Raw genomic sequence first — 21,132 nt, 5'->3', positions numbered from 1 at the left:
GTCACACCGCGATGAAGGGAGCAGCACGATGAGCCGCCAATTCCAGGTCACGTTCGACGCGCACGACCCGGGGGCGTTGTCGACGTTCTGGCGTGACGTACTGGGTTACGTGCATCCGGGCCCGCCGGGAGTGGAACTGCCGGAGGGGGCGGACCCGATGGCCGCGTGGGACGAGTTCCTGGCGAAGCTGGGAGTGCCGGAGGAGGAGCGGAACACGAGATCGGCCCTGGAGGACCCGGAGGGGCGGGGGCCGAGGGTGTTCTTCCAGCAGGTGCCGGAGGGGAAGGTGGCGAAGAACCGGGTGCACCTCGATGTCAGGGCGGCGCCGGGGCTGGCGGGGGAGGAGCGGATGGCGGCGCTGGAGGCGGCGTGCGAACGGCTGGTGGGGCTGGGAGGGAAGCGGCTGCGCCGCTTCGAGCCGGAGCCGCCGATGAGTGACGGGTGGATCGTGATGGCGGACCCGGAGGGGAACGAGTTCTGCCTGGATTGAGGGGGCGGGGTGGGGGGGGTGCGGGTCTTCTGGTTTCTTGGGGTGGGCCGGGTTCGTGGGCTTCTGGCGGGACCGCCCTCTTTCCGAGAGTCGCTCCTTCCGGCGGTGCGTCAAGGGCGCTCCTTCGTCGCGTCGGCTTCGCCGATTCCGCTGCGCTCCACCCTTGACCCACCACCTCCAGGAGCGAAGACACTCTCGGAGGGCGGTCCGGGGGCCGGGGTCCACGCGGAGCTTCGGGCAGTCCGCGAGGGCCGAGGCTCACTCGAAACCCTCACCCCAAGAGCCCGGCCCCCCTCACCCGCACAACGCCGTATCCACGACCCCCGCCACCCCCTTCACGGCCTTCTCCTCCGTCGGGATGCTCGTCACCGCCACGTTCGCCGCCCTCCCGTCGTCCGTGACCCCGCCCCTCGTCTCGTAGCCCGCGATGTCTCCGCCGTGGCCCCAATAGGCACCCCCGCACGACAGCGGCCTCTTCATCAGCCCCAACCCGTAGTGGAAGTCCGTCCCTTCGATCGGGACCGTCCTCCGCATCTCGTCGCGCTGCGCCTTGCGCAGCAGGCGATCTCCTCCGATCAGCTCCCCGAAGAAGCGGTTGAGGTCCGAGTTCGTCGAGATCATCTGGCCCGCCGCCCCGCCCGCCGACGGGTCGATCTCCGTGAAGTCGCGCAGCGGCTCACCCTCCTTCAGCCGGTGATAGCCCTTCGGGTGCGCCTCCCTGATGCTCCTGTCCCCCTGCCCCGGGAAATACGTGTGCCTCAGCCCGATCCTCTTCACGATCCGCCGGTCGATCTCCTCGGCCAACGGCCGCCCGGTGACCTTCTGGACGATCAGGCCCGCCAGTACGTAATTCGTGTTGCTGTAACTCCACTTCTTCCCCGGCGGGAACTCGGCCTCGTGCTTCAGCGCCACGTCCACGAGATCCCGGGGCTCGAAGTACCGGTGCACCATCTCCTCGTCGCTGATGTCCTTCCCGTAGTCCGGAATCCCGCTCGTGTGCTGCAGCAGCTCACGGACGGTGATCTTCCCTCCGTCGAGTCCCTTCCCCCGTACCAACCCCGGCAGGTACGTGTCGACCTTCTCCTCGAGGTCGACCTTCCCCTCGCCGACCAGCTGCAGCACGACCACCGCCGTGAACGTCTTCGTGTTGCTGCCGATCCGCACCTGGCCGTCCCTGGGCACCTTCGCGCCCGTGGCCAGGTCTCCGACCCCAGCGGTGTACGTACGCGCATGGCCCCTGCCGTCCTCGACGCTCGCCAGCGCCGCCGGCTGGCCCCCGCGCACCAGGGCGTTCAGACCCTGCTGCACGGCGTCGGGCCGTGTCGAGGCGACCGCCGCGGGCGGCGCGAGCGCGCCCGCCGTCATCACCGCGACGACCACCGCGGCCGCGGCCGCGGCGCCTCCGCGCCGGAGACCCGGCCGCGGTCGGGAGAGGCGGAACCTCGACGTCCTCGTCTTCATCGTTCGCGTGTTCATCGCTGTCCTTCCGTCGATCGGGCAGGACACGATCATGATTTCCGGGGCCCCTGAGCACATCGCGGAAACTCGGGAGAAAATGCTCCCCCGATCGGGGGAGGCCGGCCACGAGCCGCCCGTTCATACTGGCCGATGATGATCAAGGCACTCCGGCCGCTGCTGCGCCGCTCCACGTACACGGGCGCGCTGTTCGCCTACTCGGCCGCTCTCGCGAGTCTCCCCCTGCTGTCCTTCGCGCTGCTTCCGGCGCTGGCGTGGCGATCCGCCCCCGAGGGCGTCCTGTTCGTCGTGGTGCTGGTCGTCTGGGCCGCCCTGATCGCCCTGGTGGGCCTGGCCCGCACCACGCGGCGGGTGCTGGTCCTGGCCGCCCGCCGACTGCTGCACGTGGTCCTGCCCGAGCCCTCGGCCGTACGCCCGCCCACGACGTCGCCCGACGCCGGACCGGTCGCGGCGGTCCCCGCCGGATCCCCGGCATCCCCCGGATCCCCGGCGTCCCCCGCCTCCGGCCGCTGGCGGACTCCCCTCTGGCTGCTGCTGCATGTGACCCTCGGCTGGACGGGTGCGCTCGCGAGCGGGCTGCTGCTCTTCCTCGCCCTGGCCCTTCCTGGGGGTTGGCTCAGCGCCGAGCTGGCGCTGAGCCTGTTCGGCCGGTCCGCACGGGTGACGGGCGGCTGGCAGAGCTGGGCCGTGGCGCTCGCCTGTCTGCTGCTCGCCGCGGTCGTCTGCGTCCTGGTGACGCGCGCCCTGCGCTGGTCCGCGCCCCGGCTCCTCGGGCCGTCGACGGCCGAGCGGCTCGCCCTCGCGGCCGATCGGGAGCGGCGGCTCGCCGAACGCAACAGGCTGGCGCACGAGTTGCACGACTCCATCGGGCACACGCTGACGACGACCACGATCCAGGCCGCGGTGGCGGGCGAGCTGATGTCCACCGACCCGGCGGCGGCGCGGGCCGCCCTGCGCAGCATCGAGGAATCCGCCCGGGCCGCGCTGGAGGACCTGGACTACGTCCTCGGCGTCCTGCGCGAGCGGGAGACGGAGACGGAGACGGCCGGGACCGCCGAGTCCGCCGGGGCCGCGCCGACCCGCACCCTGGCCGACCTGCCCGAGCTGCTCGAACGGGTGCGGCACACGGGCGCGGTGGTGGAGTGGGAGCTGTCGGGGGAGCCGACGCGGGTGCGCGGAACGCTCTCCCGGGCCGCGTACCGGATCCTCCAGGAGGGGCTGACCAACGCCGTCCGGCACGGCTCCGGCGGTCCCATCGCGGTACGGGTGACGGCCGGGCCGGACGCGCTGGAGCTGGATGTGGTCAACGAGACCGGGGGCGCCCCGCGTACGGGCCGCCCGCGGGCCTTCCCGACCTCCGGGCACGGGCTGCCCGGCCTCGCCGAGCGCGTACGACTCCTGCACGGCGAGATCGACGCCGGCCCGGACGGGCCGAGGCGCTGGCGGCTGGCGGTCAGGCTGCCCGTACGGTTGTCGGCATGACCGGCCCCGACGCCACCGAGACCGTCACGACGCTCCTGATCGCTGACGACGACGAGGTGACCCGTACCGGTCTGCGCATGCTGCTCGCCGCACAACCGGGGATCGAGGTGGTCGGGGAGGCCGCCGACGGCGTCGAGGTGGTCGAGCGGGCGCGGCGGCTGCGGCCGGACGTGGTCCTGATGGACGTACGGATGCCTCGCCGCAACGGGATCGAGGCCACCCGCCAACTCCTCGCGGAGCCGGATGAGTCGGCGGGACCGAGGGGTGGCACCCCTTCCGCTTCCCCGGCGCCGCCGAAGGTCGTCGTGATCACCACCTTCGAGAACGACGACTACGTCACCGCCGCGCTCAGCGCCGGTGCCAGCGGGTTCGTGCTCAAGCGGCTTCCCGTCCGGCAGATCGCGGAGGCCGTACGGGTGGTGGCGGCGGGTGAGGCGATCCTCTTCCCCGCGACCCTGCGCCGGATGGTCGCCGCCCGTCCGCTGGACTCCGCGGAGGCCTTGCCGAAGGCGGCGCTGACGGGGCGGGAGGAGGAGGTGCTGCGGCTGATGGCCACGGGCCTGTCCAACCCGGAGATCGCGGAGTCCCTCACCGTGAGCCTGGAGACGGTCAAGACGCACGTCGGGAACGTGCTGACCAAGCTCGGCGCGCAGAACCGGACCCACGCGGTGGTCATCGCGTACGAGTCCGGCCTGGTGGTGCCGGGCTTCACCGGCTGACGGGGGAGGCGAACGCCCGCCCCACCCGGATTCCGGATGGGGCGCGCGCGGGCGATCGGTTCAGGCGAGGACTTCGATCCGCCACTGCGGGTCCCGGTCGTCCGTACGGACGAAGATGCGCTTCGGGAGCAGGGAGCGGTCCTCGAACAGGTCGCGGCCGAGGGCCAGTCCGTTCTGGTCGATCACGTACGTGCCGTCCCGGAGATCGGCGAGCGAGGTGAGGGTGGTGAGCGCGAGGGTGTCGCCGTCGTCCTCGACGCGCTGGAGGCGCCAGACGGAGGCGGGGGAGTCGTCGGGGCGGGCGACGACGGGTGCGCGCTCGGTGCCCTCCGAGGCGATGCTCTCCTCCGTGCCCTTGGCGGTGAGCCGGAAGCCCTCGTCGTCCCGGGTGATCAGCCACTCCCCGGCGCGGGTCGGTTCGACGAGGAAGCCGAAGACGGCTCCGTCCTCGACCCCGACCGGGGCCCCCTTCGCGTACAGCTTGACGACCTTGCCGGCGTTCGACATCGCTCCTCCTGGCTTGAGTGGGTTGAGTGGGTTGAGTGGGCCGCGTGCGGCGGTTATGCCGGAGAGTGCCCGTACAGCCCTGCCCGGTGCCAGCGAACACGCAGGTCATAGGCTGTGTGGCGCTGAGAAGTCGTCAGGGAGGGGCAGGTTCCGCGCGCCGTGGAGCAGCATCGGGATCGGAGTGGCCGGCGGTGTCGCCCGGCGGGGCGGGGAGTGGCGGTCCGGCGGGACGCAGCTCGTGGACGGCAAGGCCTGCGACTGGTCCTGAGCGCCGGGACCGCCCGAGGGGGTCTGTCGGACCCCTCCGCTAGGGTGCGCGGATGATATTCGGACGAGGGCGGTTTCCGGCCGCCGCGGCAGCTTTCGAGACGGCGGTCCGTTCCCAGGACGCCAACGCCGCGGAGAAAGCCTTCGGGCAGTTGACCGCGACGGTCGACAAGGCCAAGGACGCGGAGCTCCACGCGGCGGGGCCGCGTCTCGCGGCCGTCCTGGCCGAGGTCCCGCCCGGTCCGCGCGGGATCGTCGCCGTGGTCATCGGGGCCTGTGTCGAACGGGGCGCGGACGCGGCCGCCTGCGCCCCCGCCGTCTTCGCGCAGGCGCGCGGGGCCTTCGACGCGGCTGCGGTGTTCTGCGAGAAGTGGACGGCGGCAGGCCGTGGCGAGCTGCCCGACCCCGAGGGCGAGGGCCTTGAGGAGGCGGACTTCGAGCGGATCGGCTTCGAGCCGGTCATGGCCTGGCAGTCGCTTTCGCAGTTCGAGATGGCCTGTGTGGCCATGCTGAACTCGCCCGTCGTGCGACGGAGCACCCCCGGGAAGGCCGAGCTGCGGGCGTCCGTGGCGCGGGTCTCGGAGCTGTCGGGCGATCCGTTCAAGTGCCTGGCGTACGCCCTCGCGGTGCTCGACGACGAGCCCGTCGTCGCGATCGACCGCGCCACCGGCGCCGGGTTCGCACTGCGCGCCTCCGGCATCGGCGACAACTTCCAGCTGCACACGCTCCTCGCCGACGCCCTTGTCGGCGGCGGACACCTCCCGGGCCGGGCACCCTCGGCCGAGGCCGTCACCATGTGCCGGGACCTGCCGGGACAGACGTCCACCACGGGGTCGTTCAACCTGGTCGGCGCGGACGGCGAATGGATCTGGAACGAGGGCTGCCCCGCAGACATCCCGGTCGTGGACGGGGTGCGCCTCGTGGTCCTCGACCCGCCCCCGTACGACCGGAGCTGGCCGGCCGGGAGGTTCTTCCCCGGCATGACCGGCGCTCTGGTCCTGGAGCGCGTTCTGGCGGCGGAGGAGAGCGGCGCGCTGCTCGCCCAGGTGGCCCAGCCCGTCCGCTGACACGCGGCAGGCACACGGCGTGTTCGCGGGGGAGGCCGGTGGGGGAGGTGTACGGGTAGGGCATGACGATCCCAGTGGACCAGCTCAGCGATCCGGCCGTGCGTGCGTTCGTCGCGGCCCTCAACGCCAACGACCAGACGGCCCTGTTCGAGGCCCTGACCCCCGACGCGACCATGTCCGACGACGGCTCCGAGCGCGATCTCCGGGAGTGGCTCGACCGGGAGGTGTTCGGCTCGCGCGGGCACATGGACGTCGTGTCGGAGTCGGACGGCGGGCGCGGCCTCGTCGCCGACTACCGCAACGACACCTGGGGCTCGATGCGCACGAAGTGGCTGTTCACCGTCGACGGCGGGAAGATCTCCCGCTTCGAGACCGGGCAGGCGTAGCGCCGGCCGCCGCTGACGCCGGCCGAGGGCGGAGTGCCCCGGCCGCGTCGGCGGCTTCGTGCGTCACACCCCCGGTCGGTGTCGGCGGCAGTCGGGCGTCACACCCCCGGTCGGTGTCGGCGGCAGTCGGGCGTCACACCCCCCCCGACCGGCGTCGGCGGCTTCGGCCTCACCCCCGGCCGATGCGCGGCATCCCGCGCTAGCCCCGCCCGATGTACGGCATCGTCGTCGCCATCACCGTCGCGAACTGCACGTTCGCCTCCAGCGGCAGTGCCGCCATGTGCACCACCGTCGCCGCCACGTCCGCCGCGTCCATCACCGGTTCCGCCGCCAGTTCGCCGTTGGCCTGGAGGATGCCGGTCTGCATGCGGGCCGTCATCTCCGTCGCCGCGTTGCCGATGTCGAGCTGGCCGCAGGCGATCCGGTACGGGCGGCCGTCGAGCGACAGCGACTTCGTCAGGCCCGTCATCGCGTGCTTCGTCGCCGTGTACGCGATCGAGTGCGGGCGCGGTACGTGGGCCGAGATCGAGCCGTTGTTGATGATCCGGCCGCCCTGCGGTGACTGTTCCTTCATGGTCCGGAAGGCCGCCTGGGCGCACAGGAACGCGCCCGTCAGGTTGACGTCGACGACCGCGCGCCAGGTGTCCGGGTCCAGGTCCTCGAGGGGGACGCCGCCGCCCGCGAACGTACCGGCGTTGTTGAAGAGCAGGTCGACGCGGCCGTGGCGGTCGCGTACCGCCGCGAAGAGGGACGTCACCTCCTCCGCCGAGGTCACGTCCGTCGGGACGACCAGGAAGTCCCCGGTCGGCGAAGCCGCCGCCGTCTCCTCCAGGGCGTCCGCCCGCCGTCCCGCCAGGGCCACCGACCAGCCCGCCGCCGCCAGGGCGAGGGCCACACTCCGGCCGATGCCCGATCCCGCTCCCGTCACCACTGCGATGCTCATGGGCGCGCAGCGTACGCGAGACGTGTGCCCCATGAACTCATTGTCCCGACACGTGGATGTTCTGTACCCGACAACGTGAGGTCGTCCCGCCCCCCTCGAATGACGGACGGACCGCATCCGTCTGGGGAGGGGCACATGAACCGCGTACACGACGTTCACGAGCATTCCGAGGAACTCCGCTCTGCCGCACGCCACTTGGGCCGCCGCCGGTTCCTCACCGTCACCGGCGCCGCCGCCGCGCTCGCGTTCGCCACGCAGCTCCCGGTCGCGGGTTCCGCTGCCGCGGCCGAGCTCGACGGGCGACGCATATCCGAGGACCCGTTCACCCTCGGCGTGGCGTCCGGCGACCCGCTTCCCGGCTCCGTCCTGCTGTGGACCCGGCTCGCGCCCCGCCCCTTCGAGCCCGGCGGCGGGCTGCCGGCCGAGCGGGTCTCGGTCCACTGGGAGCTGGCCCGCGACGAGCGCTTCACCCGGACCGTGCGCCGCGGCCGGGCCACCGCGCACCCGGAGTTCAGCCACACCGTCCACGTCGAGGTCGAGCACCTCGACCCCGACCGGGAGTTCTTCTACCGCTTCCGCGTCGGCGCCTGGACCAGCGCCGTCGGCCGTACGCGGACCGCACCCGCCCCCTGGGCCCGCACCTCCGGTCTGAAGCTCGCCGCCGTCTCCTGCCAGGCGTACCACGACGGGTACTTCACGGCCTACCGCCACCTCGCGCAGGAGGACGTCGACGTCGTCTTCCACCTCGGCGACTACCTCTACGAGTACGCCGTGAACGCCACCGGCGGCGCCCGCGCCTACACCGACCGGACCCTTCCGGCCGTCTTCAACCGCGAGACGCTCACCCTGGACGACTACCGGCTCCGGTACGGGCTCTACAAGTCGGACCCCGACCTGCGCGCCGCGCACGCCGCCCACCCCTTCGTCGTCACCTGGGACGACCACGAGACCGAGAACAACTACGCGGGCGGCACCCCCGAGAACGACGTCCCGCCGGAGGAGTTCCTGCTGCGCCGCGCCGCCGCCTACCGCGCCTACTGGGAGCACCAGCCGCTCCGGACGCCCCAACGGCCCCAGGGGCCCGACATGCGGCTCTACCGACGGCTGCGCTTCGGGCGGCTCGCCCAGTTCGACATCCTCGACACCCGCCAGTACCGCTCCGACCAGGCGTACGGCGACGGCTGGCAGGTCCCGGGACCGGAGTCCGAGAACCCTGCGCGGACGATGACCGGGGCCACGCAGGAGCGGTGGCTGCTCGACGGCTGGCGCGGCTCCCGCGCCCGCTGGAACGTCCTGCCGCAGCAGGTCGTGTTCGCCGAGCGCCGCGACCGTGCCACCGCGGACTTCAAGCTCTCCATGGACTCCTGGGACGGCTACCCCGCCTCCCGGCGGCGGCTCCTCGCCGGTGCCGGGGCCGCCGGGGTCGAGAACCTGATGGTGCTCACCGGGGACGTCCACGTCGGCTACGGCCTCGACATCAAGGCCGACTTCCGCGACCCGGCCTCACGGACCGTCGGTACCGAGATCGTCGCCACCTCGATCACCAGCGGCAAGGACGGCGCCGACCGTCCGTCGAACTACGACAAGCTCATGCAGGCCAACCCGCACCTGAGGTTCTTCAACGGGCGGCGCGGCTATGTGACGGTCGCGCTCGGCGAGGAGACCGCCCGGGCCGACTTCCGTACGGTGCCGTACGTGACGACCCAGGGCGCTCCCGTCACCACGGCCGCCTCCTTCGTCACGGAGGCGGGCGACCCGGGCCTCAAGCCCGCGTGACCACCGCTTCCTCCTGCGGATAGCGGACGCCGACGCGGTCCCGTACCGCGTCGAGCGTCCGCATCACCGCGAGCGAGCCGTCGAGGGGGACGAGCGGGGACTCCGTCGCGCCCGTCCGCAGGCAGCGCATGACCTCGGCGGCCTCGTGCCGGAGGGCGTGGGGATCGTCCGACGACGTGAACTCCTCCGGTTCGTGGCCGTCGCGGTGCAGGGTGAAGCGTTCCGGGAAGAAGAAGCCGCGCGGGATGTCGATCCGGCCCAGCGAGCCCGTCACGGAGGCGGTCAGCGGGGTGTCGGCGTCGAGGGAACAGGACAGCAGCGCGGACGCCCCCGAGTCCGACCAGCCGAGCAGCATGCCGGTGTTCAGGTCGACGCCCTCCGGCGAGAGCAGCGCGTGCGCGTGGACCGTGTCGGGCTCACCGAGGAGCAGCTGCGCGAACGACACCGGGTACACCCCCAGGTCGAGCAGCGCCCCGCCGCCCACCGCCGGGTCCCGCAGCCGGTGGTCCGCCGGGAACGGGCCCGCGAGCCCGAAGTCCGCCTGTACGGTCCTGATCTCGCCGATCGCCCCGTCGCGGACCAGCTCCGCGAGGCGCCGGATCAGCGGGTTGCAGTACATCCACATGGCCTCCATCAGGAAGAGGCCACGGTCCCGGGACAGGGTGACGAGTTCCTCTGCCTCGCGGGCGTTGAGTGTGAGAGCCTTCTCGCAGAGCACCGCCTTGCCCGCCTCCAGGGCACGGCCGGCCGCCTCCCGGTGTGCGTGGTGGGGAGTTGCCACGTAGACCACGTCGACGTCCTCGTCGGCGAAGAGTCCGGCCCAGTCGCCGTACGCGCGCGGGATGCCGAACCGGTCCGCGAAGGCCTTCGCGGACGCCTCCGTACGGGACGCCACCGCGACGACCTCCGCACCGTCGAGCGTCTGCAGGTCCGTGGTGAACCGTTCCGCTATGCCGCCCGTCGCCAGGATTCCCCAGCGCACCGTCTCACTCATGATCCCCACCCGTCCTCACCCGTCCCCATCTGTCCCAGCGGTCCCACAGAGGTCTCGACCATGCCGGTCGAGCTGAGAGCATAGGCAAGAATTCAACGAAATGGAGCGGTCGATGCCGGAGAGCGGCCAGAAAACAACACAAGGGCACATAACCGAAAGAGCCCCCGAGTCGACCGGCACCGCGGCCACCCGGCGCGCCGGGCTGCTCGTGACCCTCGTCCTCGGCGGGCTCACCGCGCTGCCCCCGCTCTCCATGGACATGTACCTCCCGGCCCTGCCCGAGGTCACCGGCGCGCTGAACGCCCCCGCCGCCACCGTCCAGCTCACCCTCACCGCCTGCCTCGCCGGCATGGCCCTCGGCCAGCTCGTCGTCGGCCCCATGAGCGACAAGTGGGGCCGCCGCCGCCCGCTGCTCATCGGCATGATCGTGTACGTCCTCGCCACCGCCGTCTGCGCCCTCGCCCCCACCGCCGAGATGCTCATCGGCTTCCGGCTGCTCCAGGGCCTCGCCGGCGCCGCCGGCATCGTCATCGCCCGCGCGGTCGTCCGCGACCTGTACGACGGCGTGGAGATGGCCCGGTTCTTCTCCACCCTGATGCTGATCTCCGGCGTCGCCCCGATCATCGCGCCGCTCATCGGCGGCCAGATCCTGCGGATCACCGACTGGCGGGGCGTCTTCTACGTCCTCACCGTCATCGGCGTCCTCCTCACCCTCGTCGTCTGGCGCTTCCTCGCCGAGACCCTGCCGCCCGAGCGCCGGCACGAGGGCGGGGTCGGCCAGGCCCTGCGCACCATGAAGGGGCTGCTCGCCGACCGCGTCTTCACCGGGTACATGCTGACCGGCGGCCTCGCCTTCGCCGCCCTCTTCGCCTACATCTCGGCCTCGCCGTTCGTCGTCCAGGAGATCTACGGGGCCTCGCCGCAGACCTTCAGCCTGCTCTTCGGCCTCAACTCGATCGGCCTCGTCGCCGTCGGCCAGATCAACGGCAAGCTGCTCGTCGGCCGCGTCAGCCTCGACAAGGCGCTCGGCTGGGGCCTCGGGACCATCCTCGTCTCCTCCCTCGCGCTGCTCCTCATGACCAGCGGCGTCTTCGGTGAGGTCGGGCTCGTGCCGATCGCGGCCGGACTCTTCGTCCTGATGTCCGCGATGGGCCTCGCCATGCCGAACACCAACGCGCAGGCCCTGATGCGCACCCCGCACGCCGCCGGCTCCGCGTCCGCGCTGCTCGGCACGACGTCGTTCCTCGTCGGCGCCGTCGCCTCCCCGCTCGTCGGCATCGCCGGCGAGCACACCGCCGTCCCGATGGCCGTCGTCCAGCTGACCTGCGCGGTGCTGGCCCTGGCCTGCTTCCTCGGCCTGTGCAGGCCGTGGCGGACGACCAAGGCGGCCACGGGGAGCTAGGGCCTGTCCGGCGGATCAGGGTCGGAAAGGCCGCCGGTCCCGCCGCCTAGACTGTCTCGGTGAACGCCTCCGCTCCCTCCGCCGACTCCCTGCGCGCCGCACTCGCCGGGCTCCTCGACGGGCTGCCGCCCAAGCAGGCCGCCCAGGCCGTCGACCGGCTGATCGCCAACTACCGGGGGACCACCCCGACGGACACCCCCGTGCTGCGCGACCGCTCCGACGTCGCCGCGTACGCCGCGTACCGGATGCCGGCGACCTTCGAGGCGGTACGGGGCGCCCTCGGCGCCCTGCGCGAGGCGGCGCCCGACTGGGAGCCGCGTACCCACACCGACGTCGGCGGCGGTACGGGCGCGGCCGCTTGGGCCGTCGCCGAGGCCTGGGAGGAGCGGCCGCCCCGCACCACCGTCCTCGACTGGGCCGAGCCCGCCCTCGCCCTCGGGCGCGAGCTCGCCGCCGGGGTCCTGGCCGCCGAGTGGCGCACGGCCAGGATCGGCGGCGCGCTGCGGCTCGCCGACGCCGACCTCGTCACCGTCTCGTACGTGCTCAAGGAGCTGACCGAGGCCGACCGGGCCGCGCTCGTGACCGAGGCGGCGCGTGCCGCGCAGACGGTCGTGATCGTCGAGCCCGGCACCCCCGACGGCTACGAGCGGATCATCGCGGCCCGCGCCCTGCTGATCGAGGCCGGGTTCACGGTCGCCGCGCCCTGCCCGCACAGCGGGGCCTGCCCGATCGAGCCGGGCACGGACTGGTGCCACTTCTCGGCCCGGGTCAGCCGATCCTCGCTGCACCGGAAGGTGAAGGGCGGTTCGCTGCCGTACGAGGACGAGAAGTACAGCTACGTGGCGGCGACCAGGTTCCCGCCGGCGCCGGCGACCTCCCGCATCACGCGCAGGCCGCAGCTCCGCAAGGGCCTGGTCCTCCTCGAACTGTGCGGCCCGGACGGCCTGACCCGGGACACGGTCACCAAGCGCCACGGCCCGCTCTACAAGCAGGCCCGCGACGCGGAGTGGGGCGACTCCTGGCCGCCGGAGGACGAGGGCTGAGAGCCCCTGGGCCGCGGTGGGCGCCGGCGGGGGCCGACCCGACCCCCGCCGACGCCCGGTGGGCCAGGACCCCGCGGGCGGGGCCACACGCCCGGTGGGCTAGGACCCCGTGGGCCGGGGCCGCAGCTCCTGGGTGCAGCACTTCACGCTGCCGCCGCCCTTGAGGAGTTCACCCAGGTCCATGCCGATCGGCTCGAAGCCCCGCCGCCGCAGTGGGTCGAAGAGGCCCACCGCCGCCTGGGGGAGGAGGACGTTCCGGCCGTCGCTGACCGCGTTCAGGCCGAGGGCCGCCGCGTCCTCGGCCGTCGCGATCAGGGCGTCGGGGAAGAGCCGGGCGAGCACCGCGCGACTGCCGGGGGAGAAGGCGTCCGGGAAGTACATGACCTCGTCGCCCGCGTCGTCCAGGACGCACAGCGCCGTGTCCAGGTGGTAGTACCGCGGATCCACCAGTTCGAGGCCGATCACCGGGCGGCCGAAGAACTCCTGCGCCTCGTCGTGCGAGAGCGGGCTGGAGCGGAAGCCGCGCCCGGCGAGGATCCAGGAGGCGGTGACGGCGAAGTCCCCCTCGCCCTCGTTGACGTGGTCCGGAGCCCGTACGTCGTCGGCTGCCCAACCGTTTCCTCGGAACCAGGCCAGATGCGCCCCGGCCTCGGCCGCGCGCTCCGCGTGGGCGAACCTCGCTCCCAGGACCCGGCCGTCGACGACGGTGGCGCCGTTCGCCGCGAAGACCATGTCCGGCAGCGCCGGGTCGGGGGCGAGGAGTTCGACCGTGTGGCCGAGGGCGCGGTAGCGGTCGCGCAGGTCCTCCCACTGGGCGAGGGCGAGCGGCAGGTCGACCGGTTTCGTGGGGTCCATCCAGGGGTTGATGGAGTACGTCACCGTGAAGTGCGTGGGTGGGCACATCAGGTAACGGCGGGGCGAGGACGTGCGCGGAGTGGTGCGCAATGAGGGCTCCTCACGGACGGGCGGTCAGAGGCACCGGCGGGGTGAGGATCCGCCGGATCGGTGACCCCATGGTCCGCCTTCCGGGCCCGCCGCGCTGTGGACCGTTCGGGTGGTTCGGCCCTGGCCATGACTCGCGAGACGTAGCGTCTCGTAGGCTGCTAGATTGGGCGCATGTCCGACACCAAGGCCCCCGACGCCTCCCGCCGCAGCGAGCGCTCCCGCCGCGCCATCTTCGACGCCGCCCTCGCCCTCGTCTCCGAGACCGGCTACGCGAAGACCACCATCGAGGGCATCGCCGCCCGCGCCGGGGTCGGCAAGCAGACCATCTACCGCTGGTGGCCCTCCAAGGCCGCCGTCCTCCTCGACGCCTTCCTGGACCTCGCGACCCGGGCCAGCGAGGCAGCTGGGCGCGAGGACGCCCGCGGCGGGGAAGGGGCCAGTGGGATCCCCGACACCGGAGACCTCGCCGCCGACCTCAAGTACGTCCTGCGCGCCACCGTCGACGAGATGAACGACCCGGCCTTCGACGCTCCCACGCGCGCCCTCGCCGCCGAGGGCATCGTCGACCCCGAGCTCGGCGCCCGCTTCACCGAGGCGCTCCTCGAACCGCAGCTCCAGTACTACGCCCGCCGCATCGAGGCGGCCCAGGCGGCCGGCGACGTGGACCCCGCCATCGACCCCCGGATCGCCCTCGAACTCCTCGTCGGACCGCTCCACCACCGCTGGCTCCACCGCACCCGGCCGCTGACCCACGCGTACGCCGACAGCCTCGTCGACCTCGCCCTGCGCGGCCTCGCGCCGAGGGCCTGAAACGTCCGTCGCACACCGGTTCCACACCCCGGTTCCGCACTCCGGTCACCCAGGGCGCAGGATGGTGGGACCATGGGCAGAGCCGAACGGGCGAGCATGAGGTGTGAGGGGATAGATGGGCGACGGGATCGACCGCTACCGCGGCACGGAGAGCAAACTCGCACAGTGGCTGCGCAGGCGCCCGAAACGCACCGCGGCCGACGACGAGAACGACCGCGAGAAGCTGCTCCTGGCCGTCGCCGCCGCCGGGCTGCCCCTGGCCCCCGCCGCGTACCCCGTCGGCTACAGCTGTTCCTGTGAGCGGATCGGGTGTCCCACCCCCGCCCGGCACCCGGTCTCCTTCGCCTGGCAGACGCAGTCGACCACCGACCGCGCGCAGATCGAGCGCTGGGCCCGCAACGAGCCCGAGGCGAACTTCATCACCGCCACCGGCATGGTCCACGACGTCCTCGACGTACCGCTCGCCGCCGGCCGCGCCGCCCTGGAGCGCCTCCTCGCCGAGGGCGTCGACGTCGGGCCGGTCGCCGAGTCCGCCGACATCGACACGGTCGGCGGGCGGATGCTCTTCTTCACCGCCACCCGCGGCACCCCCGAGGACGAGGACGAGTGGTGGCCGTGTGAGCTCGACTGCCACCCCGAGACCATGGACGAGCACCCGGGGCTCCGCTGGCACTGCCGCGGCAGCTACGTCCTCGTACCGCCCGCCCGGCTCCCCGGGGACGAGAGCGCCCATCCGGTCGTCGCCTGGCTCCGCGGCCCCGAGCACCCGCTGCCCGACCCGCTGAACCTCCTGGAGACCCTCCAGGACGCCTGCGCCCGCCACGTGGCCGCGCGCGAGGCGGAGAGCGGCGGCGAGCACACGGCCCACGAGATCGCCTGGCCGCTGACCCGCTGATTCGCTGACCCGTTGATCCGCTGACGACCGGCCCCGAGGAACGGCCCGGGCGGCGGCCCGCGCCGGGGTCCGCCCGGCGGGCGACCGGGCCCTACGAGCCCTGCGCCCCCACCACGCCCTGGAGCCGGGCCCTGATCGTGACCCCGTCGCGGTCGGTGCCCGCCGGCTTCACCAGGACCGCCTGGTTGGACACCCACTCCTTGGTGACCGTGTTCTTGACCTCGCCCGTCAGCAGCGCCTTGATGTCGGGGTCGACCTTGGGCCGGTAGCCCGGCGCCGCCGTCTGCCGCTCGAAGAACCGCGTCGCGAAGAAGACGAACGCTCCGCCGTCCTTCGTCCGCAGCCCGAGCGGCGCGAAGTCGCCCTGGTCCGCGACCCGGTCCAGGTACTGGGTGGCGAGCCCCGGGCGCTTGGCGCCCTTCTGCCGCTGCTCCCGCAGCACCGTCGTGTGCGGCCCCGCCGCGTACGGCCCCGGCTGCCCGTCCTTCAGATACGCGACGTACTCCCCGCCGAGGTCCTCGGGCGCGACCGCGAGCGTGTCGGTGTCCGCGGCGACCGGCACCGCGTACCCGTCCTCCTCGGCGAACTCGGGCACCTGCGACGGGCCCAGGATCACCAGGTGGGCCGCCTCCCACAGCTGCTGGGGCCCGTTGCGTACGAAGACGACGAGCCAGCGCTGGTCACCGGCGCCCTCGTCGGTGTCCATGTTGGGGTCGGTGTCCGCGAGGAACCAGCGTGGCCAGCCCGCCTTCTTGGGCAGCACGAAGCGCGCGTCCGACAGTTCCAGGGGACGGTGGTTCGGGTTGCCGCCGGGGGACGTCACCGCACGCGCGCGCAGACCCGCCTGGTTGATCTCGCCCAGCGGACCCGTGACCCGGCCCGCCACCAGGGCCGGGTCGTGCGCCTTGTCGGCCCTGTTGTAGGCGGCCGTGAAGTCGGCGAGGGCCTGCGCGGCCTCGGCCTGGGTGGCCGGCGGCATCAGGGCGAGCTCACCGTGCACGGTGACGCAGCCGCTCGCCGTCAGCGCGAGGACGGTCGCGGCCGCCGTCGCCGCGAGGAGACGTACGGGTCGCCCGGGGCGCGCGGTTCCCGTGGGTCGCGTGGACCGTCCTGCCGACAACCGCTCAAGCGGTCGTTCCGGCGCTCGCCTCAGCGTCAGCCTTCTCATCGGTCGCCTTCTGCTTCTTCACCCGCACGGACGGACCCGACCCTATCGGGGCCAGGAACAGCGCGAGCGTCGGGACCAGATACAGCGCCCACACCGTGACCTGAAGGACCGTCGGGTTCGGCTGGAAGTTGAAGACGCCCTTGAGGAGCGTGCCGTACCAGCTGTCCGGCGGGATCGTCGCCGAGATGTCGAAGGCCTTGTTCGCGAGACCGTCGAGGAAGCGCGCCTCCTGGAGGTCGTGCACGCCGTACGCGAGGACGCCCGCCGCCACCACGACCAGCATCCCGCCGGTCCAGGTGAAGAACCTGGCCAGGTTGATCCTCAACGCGCCCCGGTAGAACAGCCAACCGAGGAACACCGCCGTGAGCAGGCCGAGCAGGACACCGGCCAGCGGTGCGGACGTGCCGTCCGAGGAGGCCCGGACCGAAGCCCACACGAACAGCGCCGTCTCCAGGCCCTCGCGGCCCACGGCGAGGAACGCGGTGGCGACGAGCGCGCCCGTGCCCATCTGGAGGGCCGCGTCCAGCTTGCCGTGCAGCTCGGCCTTGAGGTGCCGGGCCGTGCGCCGCATCCAGAAGACCATCCAGGTCACCAGGACGACCGCGACGATCGAGAGCGAGCCGCCGAGCAGCTCCTGCGCCTCGAAGGTCAGCTCCTGGGAGCCGAACTCGAGACCGGCGCCGAAGGCCAGAGCCACCCCGACGGCCACGCCGATGCCGATCCAGATCGGCTTCAGCGCGTCCCGCCGGCCGGTCTTCACCAGATAGGCGATGAGGATGCAGACGACCAGGCTGGCTTCGAGGCCTTCGCGCAGGCCGATCAGATAGTTACCGAACACGCCGGTTCCCTCCCGGGGTTGCGTGGAGTGTCACGAGAACAGCGCCCGTCCCCACCAGTCGCCCTTGTCCCGGACGCCCGGCGGGATCGCGAACAGCGCCGAACCCACGTGCTGGATGTACTCGTTGAGGGCGTCGGCCCGCGACAGGGAGGTCTGCACCGGGATGAAGCCGGTCCGCACGTCCTTCTGGTAGGCCAGGAAGAACAGCCCGGCCTCCAGGCGGCCGAGGCCGTCCGTGCCGTCGGTGAACGAGTAGCCGCGGCGCAGGATGGTCGCCCCGGCGTTGGTGTCCGGGTGGGCGAGCCGGACGTGGGAGTCCGGCTTCATCGCCTTCAGGAACGGCTCGTCGTGCTCCTTGGCCTTGCCGACGGGCGCGCCCTCGCGCTTGTCGCGGCCGAAGATGTCCTCCTGCTCGGCGAGCGGGGTGCGGTCCCAGGTCTCGACGTTCATCCGGATACGGCGGGCGACGAGGTAGGAGCCGCCGTCCATCCAGGCGGTCGGTCCCTCGGCGTCCTTCCCGGAGACCCACACGTGCTTCGCGAGCCGCTCGGTCTCGGTGCCCGCGATGTTGCGGGTGCCGTCCTTGAAGCCGAAGAGGTTGCGGGGGGTCTGGGCGTCCGGGGTCGTCGAGGACGTCTTGCCGAAGCCCAGCTGCGACCAGCGCACCGCGACCTTGCCGAAGCCGATCCGTGCCAGGTTCCGGATGGCGTGCACGGCGACCTGCGGGTCGTCCGCGCACGCCTGGACGCAGAGGTCGCCGCCGCTGCGCGCCGGATCCAGGTTGTCGCCCGGGAACTTGGGCAGCTCCACCAAGGCCCCGGGCCGCTTGTCCTTCAGCCCGAAACGCCCGTCGAAGAGCGTGGGGCCGAAGCCGATCGTGAGGGTGAGACGCGAGGGCTTGAGGCCGAGGGCCTCCCCGGTGTCGTCCGGCGGCGCCTCCGGGAGGCCGCCGTACGCGCCCTCGCCTACCTCGGCACCGGCCGTCATGCGCTCGGCCGCCCGCGTCCAGTCCTTGAGGAGCTGGACCAGTTCGGCGCGGTCGGTCGTCGTCACGTCGAAGGCGGCGAAGTGCAGCCTGTCCTGGACGGCGGTGGCGATGCCGGCCTGGTGCGGGCCGTGGAAGGGCACGGCCGCGCCGCTGTCGGCGACCGGTACCGGGGTGTCCCCGTCCCGGGCCAGCAGGGCGGCGGCGCCGCCCGCCGCGGCGGCACCGAGCGCGAGCCCGGCACCGCCCAGGGCGATGACCGTGCGGCGGGAGGGCGCGGCGGCCGGGGCCGCCGACTCCTGGGTCTCCTGGGTCTCTTCGGGCATGTCCGCGTCTCCCCGTTCTCGCTGTCCGTTACTTGACGACGGCGGCGGAGAGCTTGGAGAGCGGCTCGGCCAGCGCGTTGACGCCGTCCGAGAGCTCCTTGCGCTCGGCCTTGCCGACCTTGTCGTACGAGGTGAAGACGTAGCTGTTCTTGTCGGTGCGGTACTTGTCGAGCAGCGTGTTCAGGGCGGCGAACTGCTTCTCGAGGTCGGCGACGAGCTTGGGGTCGTTCTTCACGGCGACCGGCTTGAGCAGGTCGAAGGACTTCTGCGCGCCCTCGACGTTGGCCTTGAAGTCGACGAGGTCGGTGCGGGAGTAGCGCTCCTCCTCGCCGGTGACCTTGCCGGTGGCGACCTCGTCGAGGAGTTCCTTGGCGCCGTTGGCCATCGAGGTCGGGGTGATCTCGGCCTTGCCGACCCGCTTCACCCAGTCCGCGAGGTCCTTGTCGAGGAGGTCGGCGAGCTGCTTCTCGCGCTCGCCGATCTTCTTGTCCTGCCAGAGGGCCTTCTCCAGGCGGTGCCAGCCGGTCCAGTCCTTGGCCGGGTCCTGGCCGGCCTCCAGGCCGTCCTCGCGGACGTCGACCTTGGGGTCGATGTCGCCGAAGGACTCGGCGACCGGCTCGGTGCGCTCCCAGCCGATGCGGGACTCGGCGTAGGCCTTCTTCGCGGCCTCGATGTCACCGGAGCGGACGGCGTCGGTGAAGACCTTCACCTTGGGCAGGGTGGCGTCGGCCTGCGCCTGGACGTACTGGCGGTAGGCGGCGACGGCGGCGTCCATCTCGGGGGAGCGCTTGACGCCGGCCGCGCCGCCGGTGGCCTTGACCTGCTGGCGGATGCCGTCGCCGACCATGCCGGGCTTGCAGGCGATCTCGTAGTCGCCGGACTTGATCTCGGCGGTCAGGCTCGCCTTGGTGCCGGGGCCGATGTTCTCGCGCTCGGTGACGATCCGGTCGTCCGGGTAGAGGACGTAGACCTCGGTGACCTTGGAGCCGCGGTTCTCGACGGACAGCTGCACATGGCCCGCCGGGAACTCCTTCTTGGAGACCTCGCAGGAGTCGTCCTTGGCGACCACGGTGATCGTGCCGTCGTCCGCCTTGGCGTCGCTCTTCTCGGTGCAGCCCGTGACGGCTGCCAGGGCCGCCGCGGTCGCGGCGGCGGTGACGACGGAGAGGCGAACGGCTCGCATGGGGACTCCAGAAACGCGGGGGAGGGGACTGAGGCGGACCTAACTTAACCGAGGCTTACCTCAGCCATACCCGGTCGTCCAGTGATTCAGCTCTCAGGTCCGACGGACCGGACACGGCGGGATCACAGGGGCTTCATGGGGTTCTCATGGGACGGTCAAGGGCGAGTCAAGGACGGTGAATTGTCCGGTTTTCCCGCGCCTCCTGGATGGTGTCGGTCCGCTTCGGCACGACGAGCGGGACACCGGTCCGCGGGTGCGGGACGAGCAGGCCGACGAAGGTGACGTTCCCGGCCGCCGCGACGGCGGCCGCCGTCGCGGCGCCACCACCACCGAGCCGGACCCGCTGACCCTGACCTTCTCGCTCGACGAGGACGCCACGCTGCCCTCGACCCCCGGCGGGACCGGCGGCTCCGGCACCAGCGGCGGCGAGGCCGGCGGCTCGTCCACCACGGGCGGCGGCGGGACCGTCGGCGGCGCCGGTACGGTCGGCGGCGGCGGTTCCGTGGGCGGCTCGGGCTCCCTCGCGGCGACCGGCTCGGGCGCCCCGACCGGCCTCCTGCTCGGCGCCTCGGGCGCCCTCGCCGCGGCTGGAGCGGCCGTCGTCGTCGCCGTACGCCGCCGCGCGAAGGAGTCCTGAACCGCCCCCCCCCGAAAGGCAGGGCCGCACCCGATTCCCGGGTGCGGCCCTGCCCACGTGCCGCGGAATGGTTCAATTTCCGCCATGAACACGACCGTGCCCAGCGCCGCCACCGACATCGACGTCCTCCGGGTCTTCTGTGCGGGCGACGGCCGGCACGGGAACGCCCTCGGAGTCGTACGGGACGCCCGTACCCACCCCGACGAGGCCTCCCGGCAGGCGCTCGCCAAGGAACTCGGCTTCAGCGAGACGGTGTTCGTGGACGACCCGGAGCGCGGGATCGTCGACATCTACACGCCCGGCCTGCGGCTGCCGTTCGCCGGACACCCGCTGGTCGGCGCCGCCTGGCTGCTCGACCTGGAGGTCGTCGTCCCGCCCGCGGGCGAGGTATGGGTGCGCGGCGACGGGGAGTTCACCTGGATCGAGGCGCGCGCCGAGTGGGCGCCGCCGCGGACCCTGCGCCAGTACGGCTCCGCGGCCGAGGTGGAGGCGCTGGACGTGCCCGAGCCGGGCGACTGGATCTACGCCTGGGCCTGGGAGGAGGAGGCCGCGGGCCGGATCCGGGCGCGGGCGTTCCCGGGGCGCGGCGACGGCATCGACGAGGACGAGGCGACCGGCGCGGCGGCGCTGCTGCTCACGGCGGAGCTGGGACGGGCCCTGAACATCACGCAGGGCCGGGGTTCGCAGCTGCTCACCGCCCCCGGCCCTGACGGCATCGTGGAACTCGGCGGACGGGTCCGCCTGGAGGGAACGCTCACGCGCTGAGCACGTGAAGGCCCTGAACGCTCACGCG

At 72.7% G+C, this 21,132-nt stretch carries 21 protein-coding genes; 12 read left to right on the top strand and 9 right to left on the bottom strand.

Annotated elements, in window-relative coordinates; genetic code table 11:
- The first annotated feature begins 28 nt into the window (after positions 1 to 28).
- Positions 29 to 490, top strand: coding sequence for a VOC family protein (locus tag ACIP8Z_RS13230; protein ID WP_402082479.1), 462 nt, complete (start codon positions 29 to 31; stop codon positions 488 to 490).
- 294 nt (positions 491 to 784) lie between these two features.
- On the opposite strand, the gene ACIP8Z_RS13225 is transcribed toward ACIP8Z_RS13230, so the two are convergent.
- Positions 785 to 1,966 carry a serine hydrolase domain-containing protein gene (locus tag ACIP8Z_RS13225; RefSeq protein ID WP_402082477.1) on the bottom strand — a complete coding sequence of 394 codons (1,182 nt, stop codon included), beginning with the start codon at positions 1,964 to 1,966 and terminating at the stop codon, positions 785 to 787.
- A 132-nt stretch (positions 1,967 to 2,098) separates the two neighbouring features.
- Here ACIP8Z_RS13225 and ACIP8Z_RS13220 point away from each other — a divergent pair, with 132 nt between their 5' ends.
- Both ACIP8Z_RS13220 and ACIP8Z_RS13215 read left to right on the top strand, forming a co-directional pair.
- On the top strand, positions 2,099 to 3,448 hold the full coding sequence (locus tag ACIP8Z_RS13220; protein WP_402082474.1) for a histidine kinase: 1,350 nt from the start codon (positions 2,099 to 2,101) through the stop codon (positions 3,446 to 3,448).
- Positions 3,445 to 4,167 carry a response regulator gene (locus tag ACIP8Z_RS13215; protein WP_402082471.1) on the top strand — a complete coding sequence of 241 codons (723 nt, stop codon included), beginning with the start codon at positions 3,445 to 3,447 and terminating at the stop codon, positions 4,165 to 4,167. The genes ACIP8Z_RS13220 and ACIP8Z_RS13215 overlap by 4 nt, the downstream gene beginning before the upstream one ends.
- Before the next feature lie 60 nt (positions 4,168 to 4,227).
- Here ACIP8Z_RS13215 and ACIP8Z_RS13210 read toward each other — a convergent pair whose 3' ends face one another.
- Positions 4,228 to 4,674, bottom strand: a complete 447-nt coding sequence (locus tag ACIP8Z_RS13210) for a hypothetical protein (RefSeq protein ID WP_402082468.1) — start codon at positions 4,672 to 4,674, stop codon at positions 4,228 to 4,230.
- A gap of 320 nt (positions 4,675 to 4,994) precedes the next feature.
- On the opposite strand from ACIP8Z_RS13210, the gene ACIP8Z_RS13205 reads away from it, so the two are divergent.
- Both ACIP8Z_RS13205 and ACIP8Z_RS13200 read left to right on the top strand, forming a co-directional pair.
- Complete coding sequence (locus tag ACIP8Z_RS13205; protein WP_402082465.1) at positions 4,995 to 6,008, top strand: hypothetical protein; 1,014 nt, start codon at positions 4,995 to 4,997, stop codon at positions 6,006 to 6,008.
- A gap of 62 nt (positions 6,009 to 6,070) precedes the next feature.
- Positions 6,071 to 6,394: a hypothetical protein gene (locus ACIP8Z_RS13200; RefSeq protein ID WP_030321631.1), complete on the top strand. Its 324-nt coding sequence runs from the start codon at positions 6,071 to 6,073 to the stop codon at positions 6,392 to 6,394.
- Between the two features lie 199 nt (positions 6,395 to 6,593).
- Here ACIP8Z_RS13200 and ACIP8Z_RS13195 read toward each other — a convergent pair whose 3' ends face one another.
- Complete coding sequence (locus ACIP8Z_RS13195) at positions 6,594 to 7,370, bottom strand: SDR family oxidoreductase (protein ID WP_402082462.1); 777 nt, start codon at positions 7,368 to 7,370, stop codon at positions 6,594 to 6,596.
- A gap of 102 nt (positions 7,371 to 7,472) precedes the next feature.
- Here ACIP8Z_RS13195 and ACIP8Z_RS13190 point away from each other — a divergent pair, with 102 nt between their 5' ends.
- Positions 7,473 to 9,113 carry an alkaline phosphatase D family protein gene (locus ACIP8Z_RS13190; RefSeq protein ID WP_402082461.1) on the top strand — a complete coding sequence of 547 codons (1,641 nt, stop codon included), beginning with the start codon at positions 7,473 to 7,475 and terminating at the stop codon, positions 9,111 to 9,113.
- Here the strand turns inward: ACIP8Z_RS13190 and ACIP8Z_RS13185 are convergent.
- On the bottom strand, positions 9,100 to 10,107 hold the full coding sequence (locus ACIP8Z_RS13185; protein ID WP_402082459.1) for a Gfo/Idh/MocA family protein: 1,008 nt from the start codon (positions 10,105 to 10,107) through the stop codon (positions 9,100 to 9,102). The two genes, ACIP8Z_RS13190 and ACIP8Z_RS13185, sit on opposite strands and share 14 nt — an antisense overlap.
- 112 nt (positions 10,108 to 10,219) lie before the next feature.
- On the opposite strand from ACIP8Z_RS13185, the gene ACIP8Z_RS13180 reads away from it, so the two are divergent.
- Together ACIP8Z_RS13180 and ACIP8Z_RS13175 are read left to right on the top strand one after the other, a co-directional pair.
- Positions 10,220 to 11,509, top strand: a complete 1,290-nt coding sequence (locus ACIP8Z_RS13180) for a Bcr/CflA family multidrug efflux MFS transporter (protein WP_402082457.1) — start codon at positions 10,220 to 10,222, stop codon at positions 11,507 to 11,509.
- Between the two features lie 59 nt (positions 11,510 to 11,568).
- On the top strand, positions 11,569 to 12,552 hold the full coding sequence (locus tag ACIP8Z_RS13175) for a small ribosomal subunit Rsm22 family protein (RefSeq protein WP_402082455.1): 984 nt from the start codon (positions 11,569 to 11,571) through the stop codon (positions 12,550 to 12,552).
- A 99-nt stretch (positions 12,553 to 12,651) separates the two neighbouring features.
- Here the strand turns inward: ACIP8Z_RS13175 and ddaH are convergent, their stop codons facing one another.
- Complete coding sequence (ddaH, locus tag ACIP8Z_RS13170) at positions 12,652 to 13,497, bottom strand: dimethylargininase (protein WP_402082452.1); 846 nt, start codon at positions 13,495 to 13,497, stop codon at positions 12,652 to 12,654.
- 171 nt (positions 13,498 to 13,668) lie between these two features.
- On the opposite strand from ddaH, the gene ACIP8Z_RS13165 reads away from it, so the two are divergent.
- Together ACIP8Z_RS13165 and ACIP8Z_RS13160 are read left to right on the top strand one after the other, a co-directional pair.
- Positions 13,669 to 14,307, top strand: a complete 639-nt coding sequence (locus ACIP8Z_RS13165) for a TetR/AcrR family transcriptional regulator (RefSeq protein ID WP_402082449.1) — start codon at positions 13,669 to 13,671, stop codon at positions 14,305 to 14,307.
- 115 nt (positions 14,308 to 14,422) lie between these two features.
- Positions 14,423 to 15,202 (top strand): bifunctional DNA primase/polymerase, encoded by a 780-nt coding sequence (locus tag ACIP8Z_RS13160; RefSeq protein WP_402082446.1) that lies wholly within the window; start codon positions 14,423 to 14,425, stop codon positions 15,200 to 15,202.
- A 91-nt stretch (positions 15,203 to 15,293) separates the two neighbouring features.
- Here ACIP8Z_RS13160 and ACIP8Z_RS13155 read toward each other — a convergent pair whose 3' ends face one another.
- Genes ACIP8Z_RS13155 through efeO form a run of 4 tightly spaced genes read right to left on the bottom strand, consistent with a single transcriptional unit; the run spans position 15,294 to position 19,702 of the window.
- A complete protein-coding gene (locus ACIP8Z_RS13155) occupies positions 15,294 to 16,370 on the bottom strand; it encodes a hypothetical protein (RefSeq protein WP_402082444.1) in 1,077 nt (358 codons plus the stop codon).
- Positions 16,327 to 17,208 carry an iron uptake transporter permease EfeU gene (efeU, locus tag ACIP8Z_RS13150; RefSeq protein ID WP_402082441.1) on the bottom strand — a complete coding sequence of 294 codons (882 nt, stop codon included), beginning with the start codon at positions 17,206 to 17,208 and terminating at the stop codon, positions 16,327 to 16,329. Before efeU ends, ACIP8Z_RS13155 begins: the two co-directional genes overlap by 44 nt.
- 30 nt (positions 17,209 to 17,238) lie before the next feature.
- The gene (gene efeB / locus ACIP8Z_RS13145) at positions 17,239 to 18,519 is read right to left on the bottom strand and encodes an iron uptake transporter deferrochelatase/peroxidase subunit (RefSeq protein WP_402082440.1); all 1,281 of its coding nucleotides are present in this window, start codon (positions 18,517 to 18,519) and stop codon (positions 17,239 to 17,241) included.
- A 28-nt stretch (positions 18,520 to 18,547) separates the two neighbouring features.
- On the bottom strand, positions 18,548 to 19,702 hold the full coding sequence (gene efeO, locus ACIP8Z_RS13140; protein WP_402082437.1) for an iron uptake system protein EfeO: 1,155 nt from the start codon (positions 19,700 to 19,702) through the stop codon (positions 18,548 to 18,550).
- A 253-nt stretch (positions 19,703 to 19,955) separates the two neighbouring features.
- On the opposite strand from efeO, the gene ACIP8Z_RS13135 reads away from it, so the two are divergent.
- Together ACIP8Z_RS13135 and ACIP8Z_RS13130 are read left to right on the top strand one after the other, a co-directional pair.
- Complete coding sequence (locus ACIP8Z_RS13135; RefSeq protein WP_402082435.1) at positions 19,956 to 20,339, top strand: hypothetical protein; 384 nt, start codon at positions 19,956 to 19,958, stop codon at positions 20,337 to 20,339.
- Positions 20,340 to 20,423: 84 nt separating this feature from the next.
- Entirely contained in the window at positions 20,424 to 21,104 is a 681-nt protein-coding gene (locus ACIP8Z_RS13130) for a PhzF family phenazine biosynthesis protein (RefSeq protein ID WP_402082433.1), read from the top strand.
- Positions 21,105 to 21,132: the final 28 nt, after the last annotated feature.

The organism is Streptomyces sp. NPDC088553, assembly GCF_044752965.1.
In the GTDB taxonomy this organism is placed as follows: domain Bacteria; phylum Actinomycetota; class Actinomycetes; order Streptomycetales; family Streptomycetaceae; genus Streptomyces.
The sequence above is the reverse complement of the archived record's forward strand: the minus strand, read 5'-3'. Positions and strand labels throughout refer to the sequence as shown.

Bases quoted from the DNA above. Each gene is read 5' to 3' on its own strand.
- ACIP8Z_RS13230 (WP_402082479.1), top strand. From the start codon at position 29: ATGAGCCGCCAATTCCAGGTCACGTTCGACGCGCACGACCCGGGGGCG.
- ACIP8Z_RS13225 (WP_402082477.1), bottom strand. From the start codon at position 1,966: ATGAACACGCGAACGATGAAGACGAGGACGTCGAGGTTCCGCCTCTCC.
- ACIP8Z_RS13220 (WP_402082474.1), top strand. From the start codon at position 2,099: ATGATGATCAAGGCACTCCGGCCGCTGCTGCGCCGCTCCACGTACACG.
- ACIP8Z_RS13215 (WP_402082471.1), top strand. From the start codon at position 3,445: ATGACCGGCCCCGACGCCACCGAGACCGTCACGACGCTCCTGATCGCT.
- ACIP8Z_RS13210 (WP_402082468.1), bottom strand. From the start codon at position 4,674: ATGTCGAACGCCGGCAAGGTCGTCAAGCTGTACGCGAAGGGGGCCCCG.
- ACIP8Z_RS13205 (WP_402082465.1), top strand. From the start codon at position 4,995: ATGATATTCGGACGAGGGCGGTTTCCGGCCGCCGCGGCAGCTTTCGAG.
- ACIP8Z_RS13200 (WP_030321631.1), top strand. From the start codon at position 6,071: ATGACGATCCCAGTGGACCAGCTCAGCGATCCGGCCGTGCGTGCGTTC.
- ACIP8Z_RS13195 (WP_402082462.1), bottom strand. From the start codon at position 7,370: ATGGGGCACACGTCTCGCGTACGCTGCGCGCCCATGAGCATCGCAGTG.
- ACIP8Z_RS13190 (WP_402082461.1), top strand. From the start codon at position 7,473: ATGAACCGCGTACACGACGTTCACGAGCATTCCGAGGAACTCCGCTCT.
- ACIP8Z_RS13185 (WP_402082459.1), bottom strand. From the start codon at position 10,107: ATGAGTGAGACGGTGCGCTGGGGAATCCTGGCGACGGGCGGCATAGCG.
- ACIP8Z_RS13180 (WP_402082457.1), top strand. From the start codon at position 10,220: ATGCCGGAGAGCGGCCAGAAAACAACACAAGGGCACATAACCGAAAGA.
- ACIP8Z_RS13165 (WP_402082449.1), top strand. From the start codon at position 13,669: ATGTCCGACACCAAGGCCCCCGACGCCTCCCGCCGCAGCGAGCGCTCC.
- ACIP8Z_RS13160 (WP_402082446.1), top strand. From the start codon at position 14,423: ATGGGCGACGGGATCGACCGCTACCGCGGCACGGAGAGCAAACTCGCA.
- ACIP8Z_RS13155 (WP_402082444.1), bottom strand. From the start codon at position 16,370: ATGAGAAGGCTGACGCTGAGGCGAGCGCCGGAACGACCGCTTGAGCGG.
- efeB (WP_402082440.1), bottom strand. From the start codon at position 18,519: ATGCCCGAAGAGACCCAGGAGACCCAGGAGTCGGCGGCCCCGGCCGCC.
- efeO (WP_402082437.1), bottom strand. From the start codon at position 19,702: ATGCGAGCCGTTCGCCTCTCCGTCGTCACCGCCGCCGCGACCGCGGCG.
- ACIP8Z_RS13130 (WP_402082433.1), top strand. From the start codon at position 20,424: ATGAACACGACCGTGCCCAGCGCCGCCACCGACATCGACGTCCTCCGG.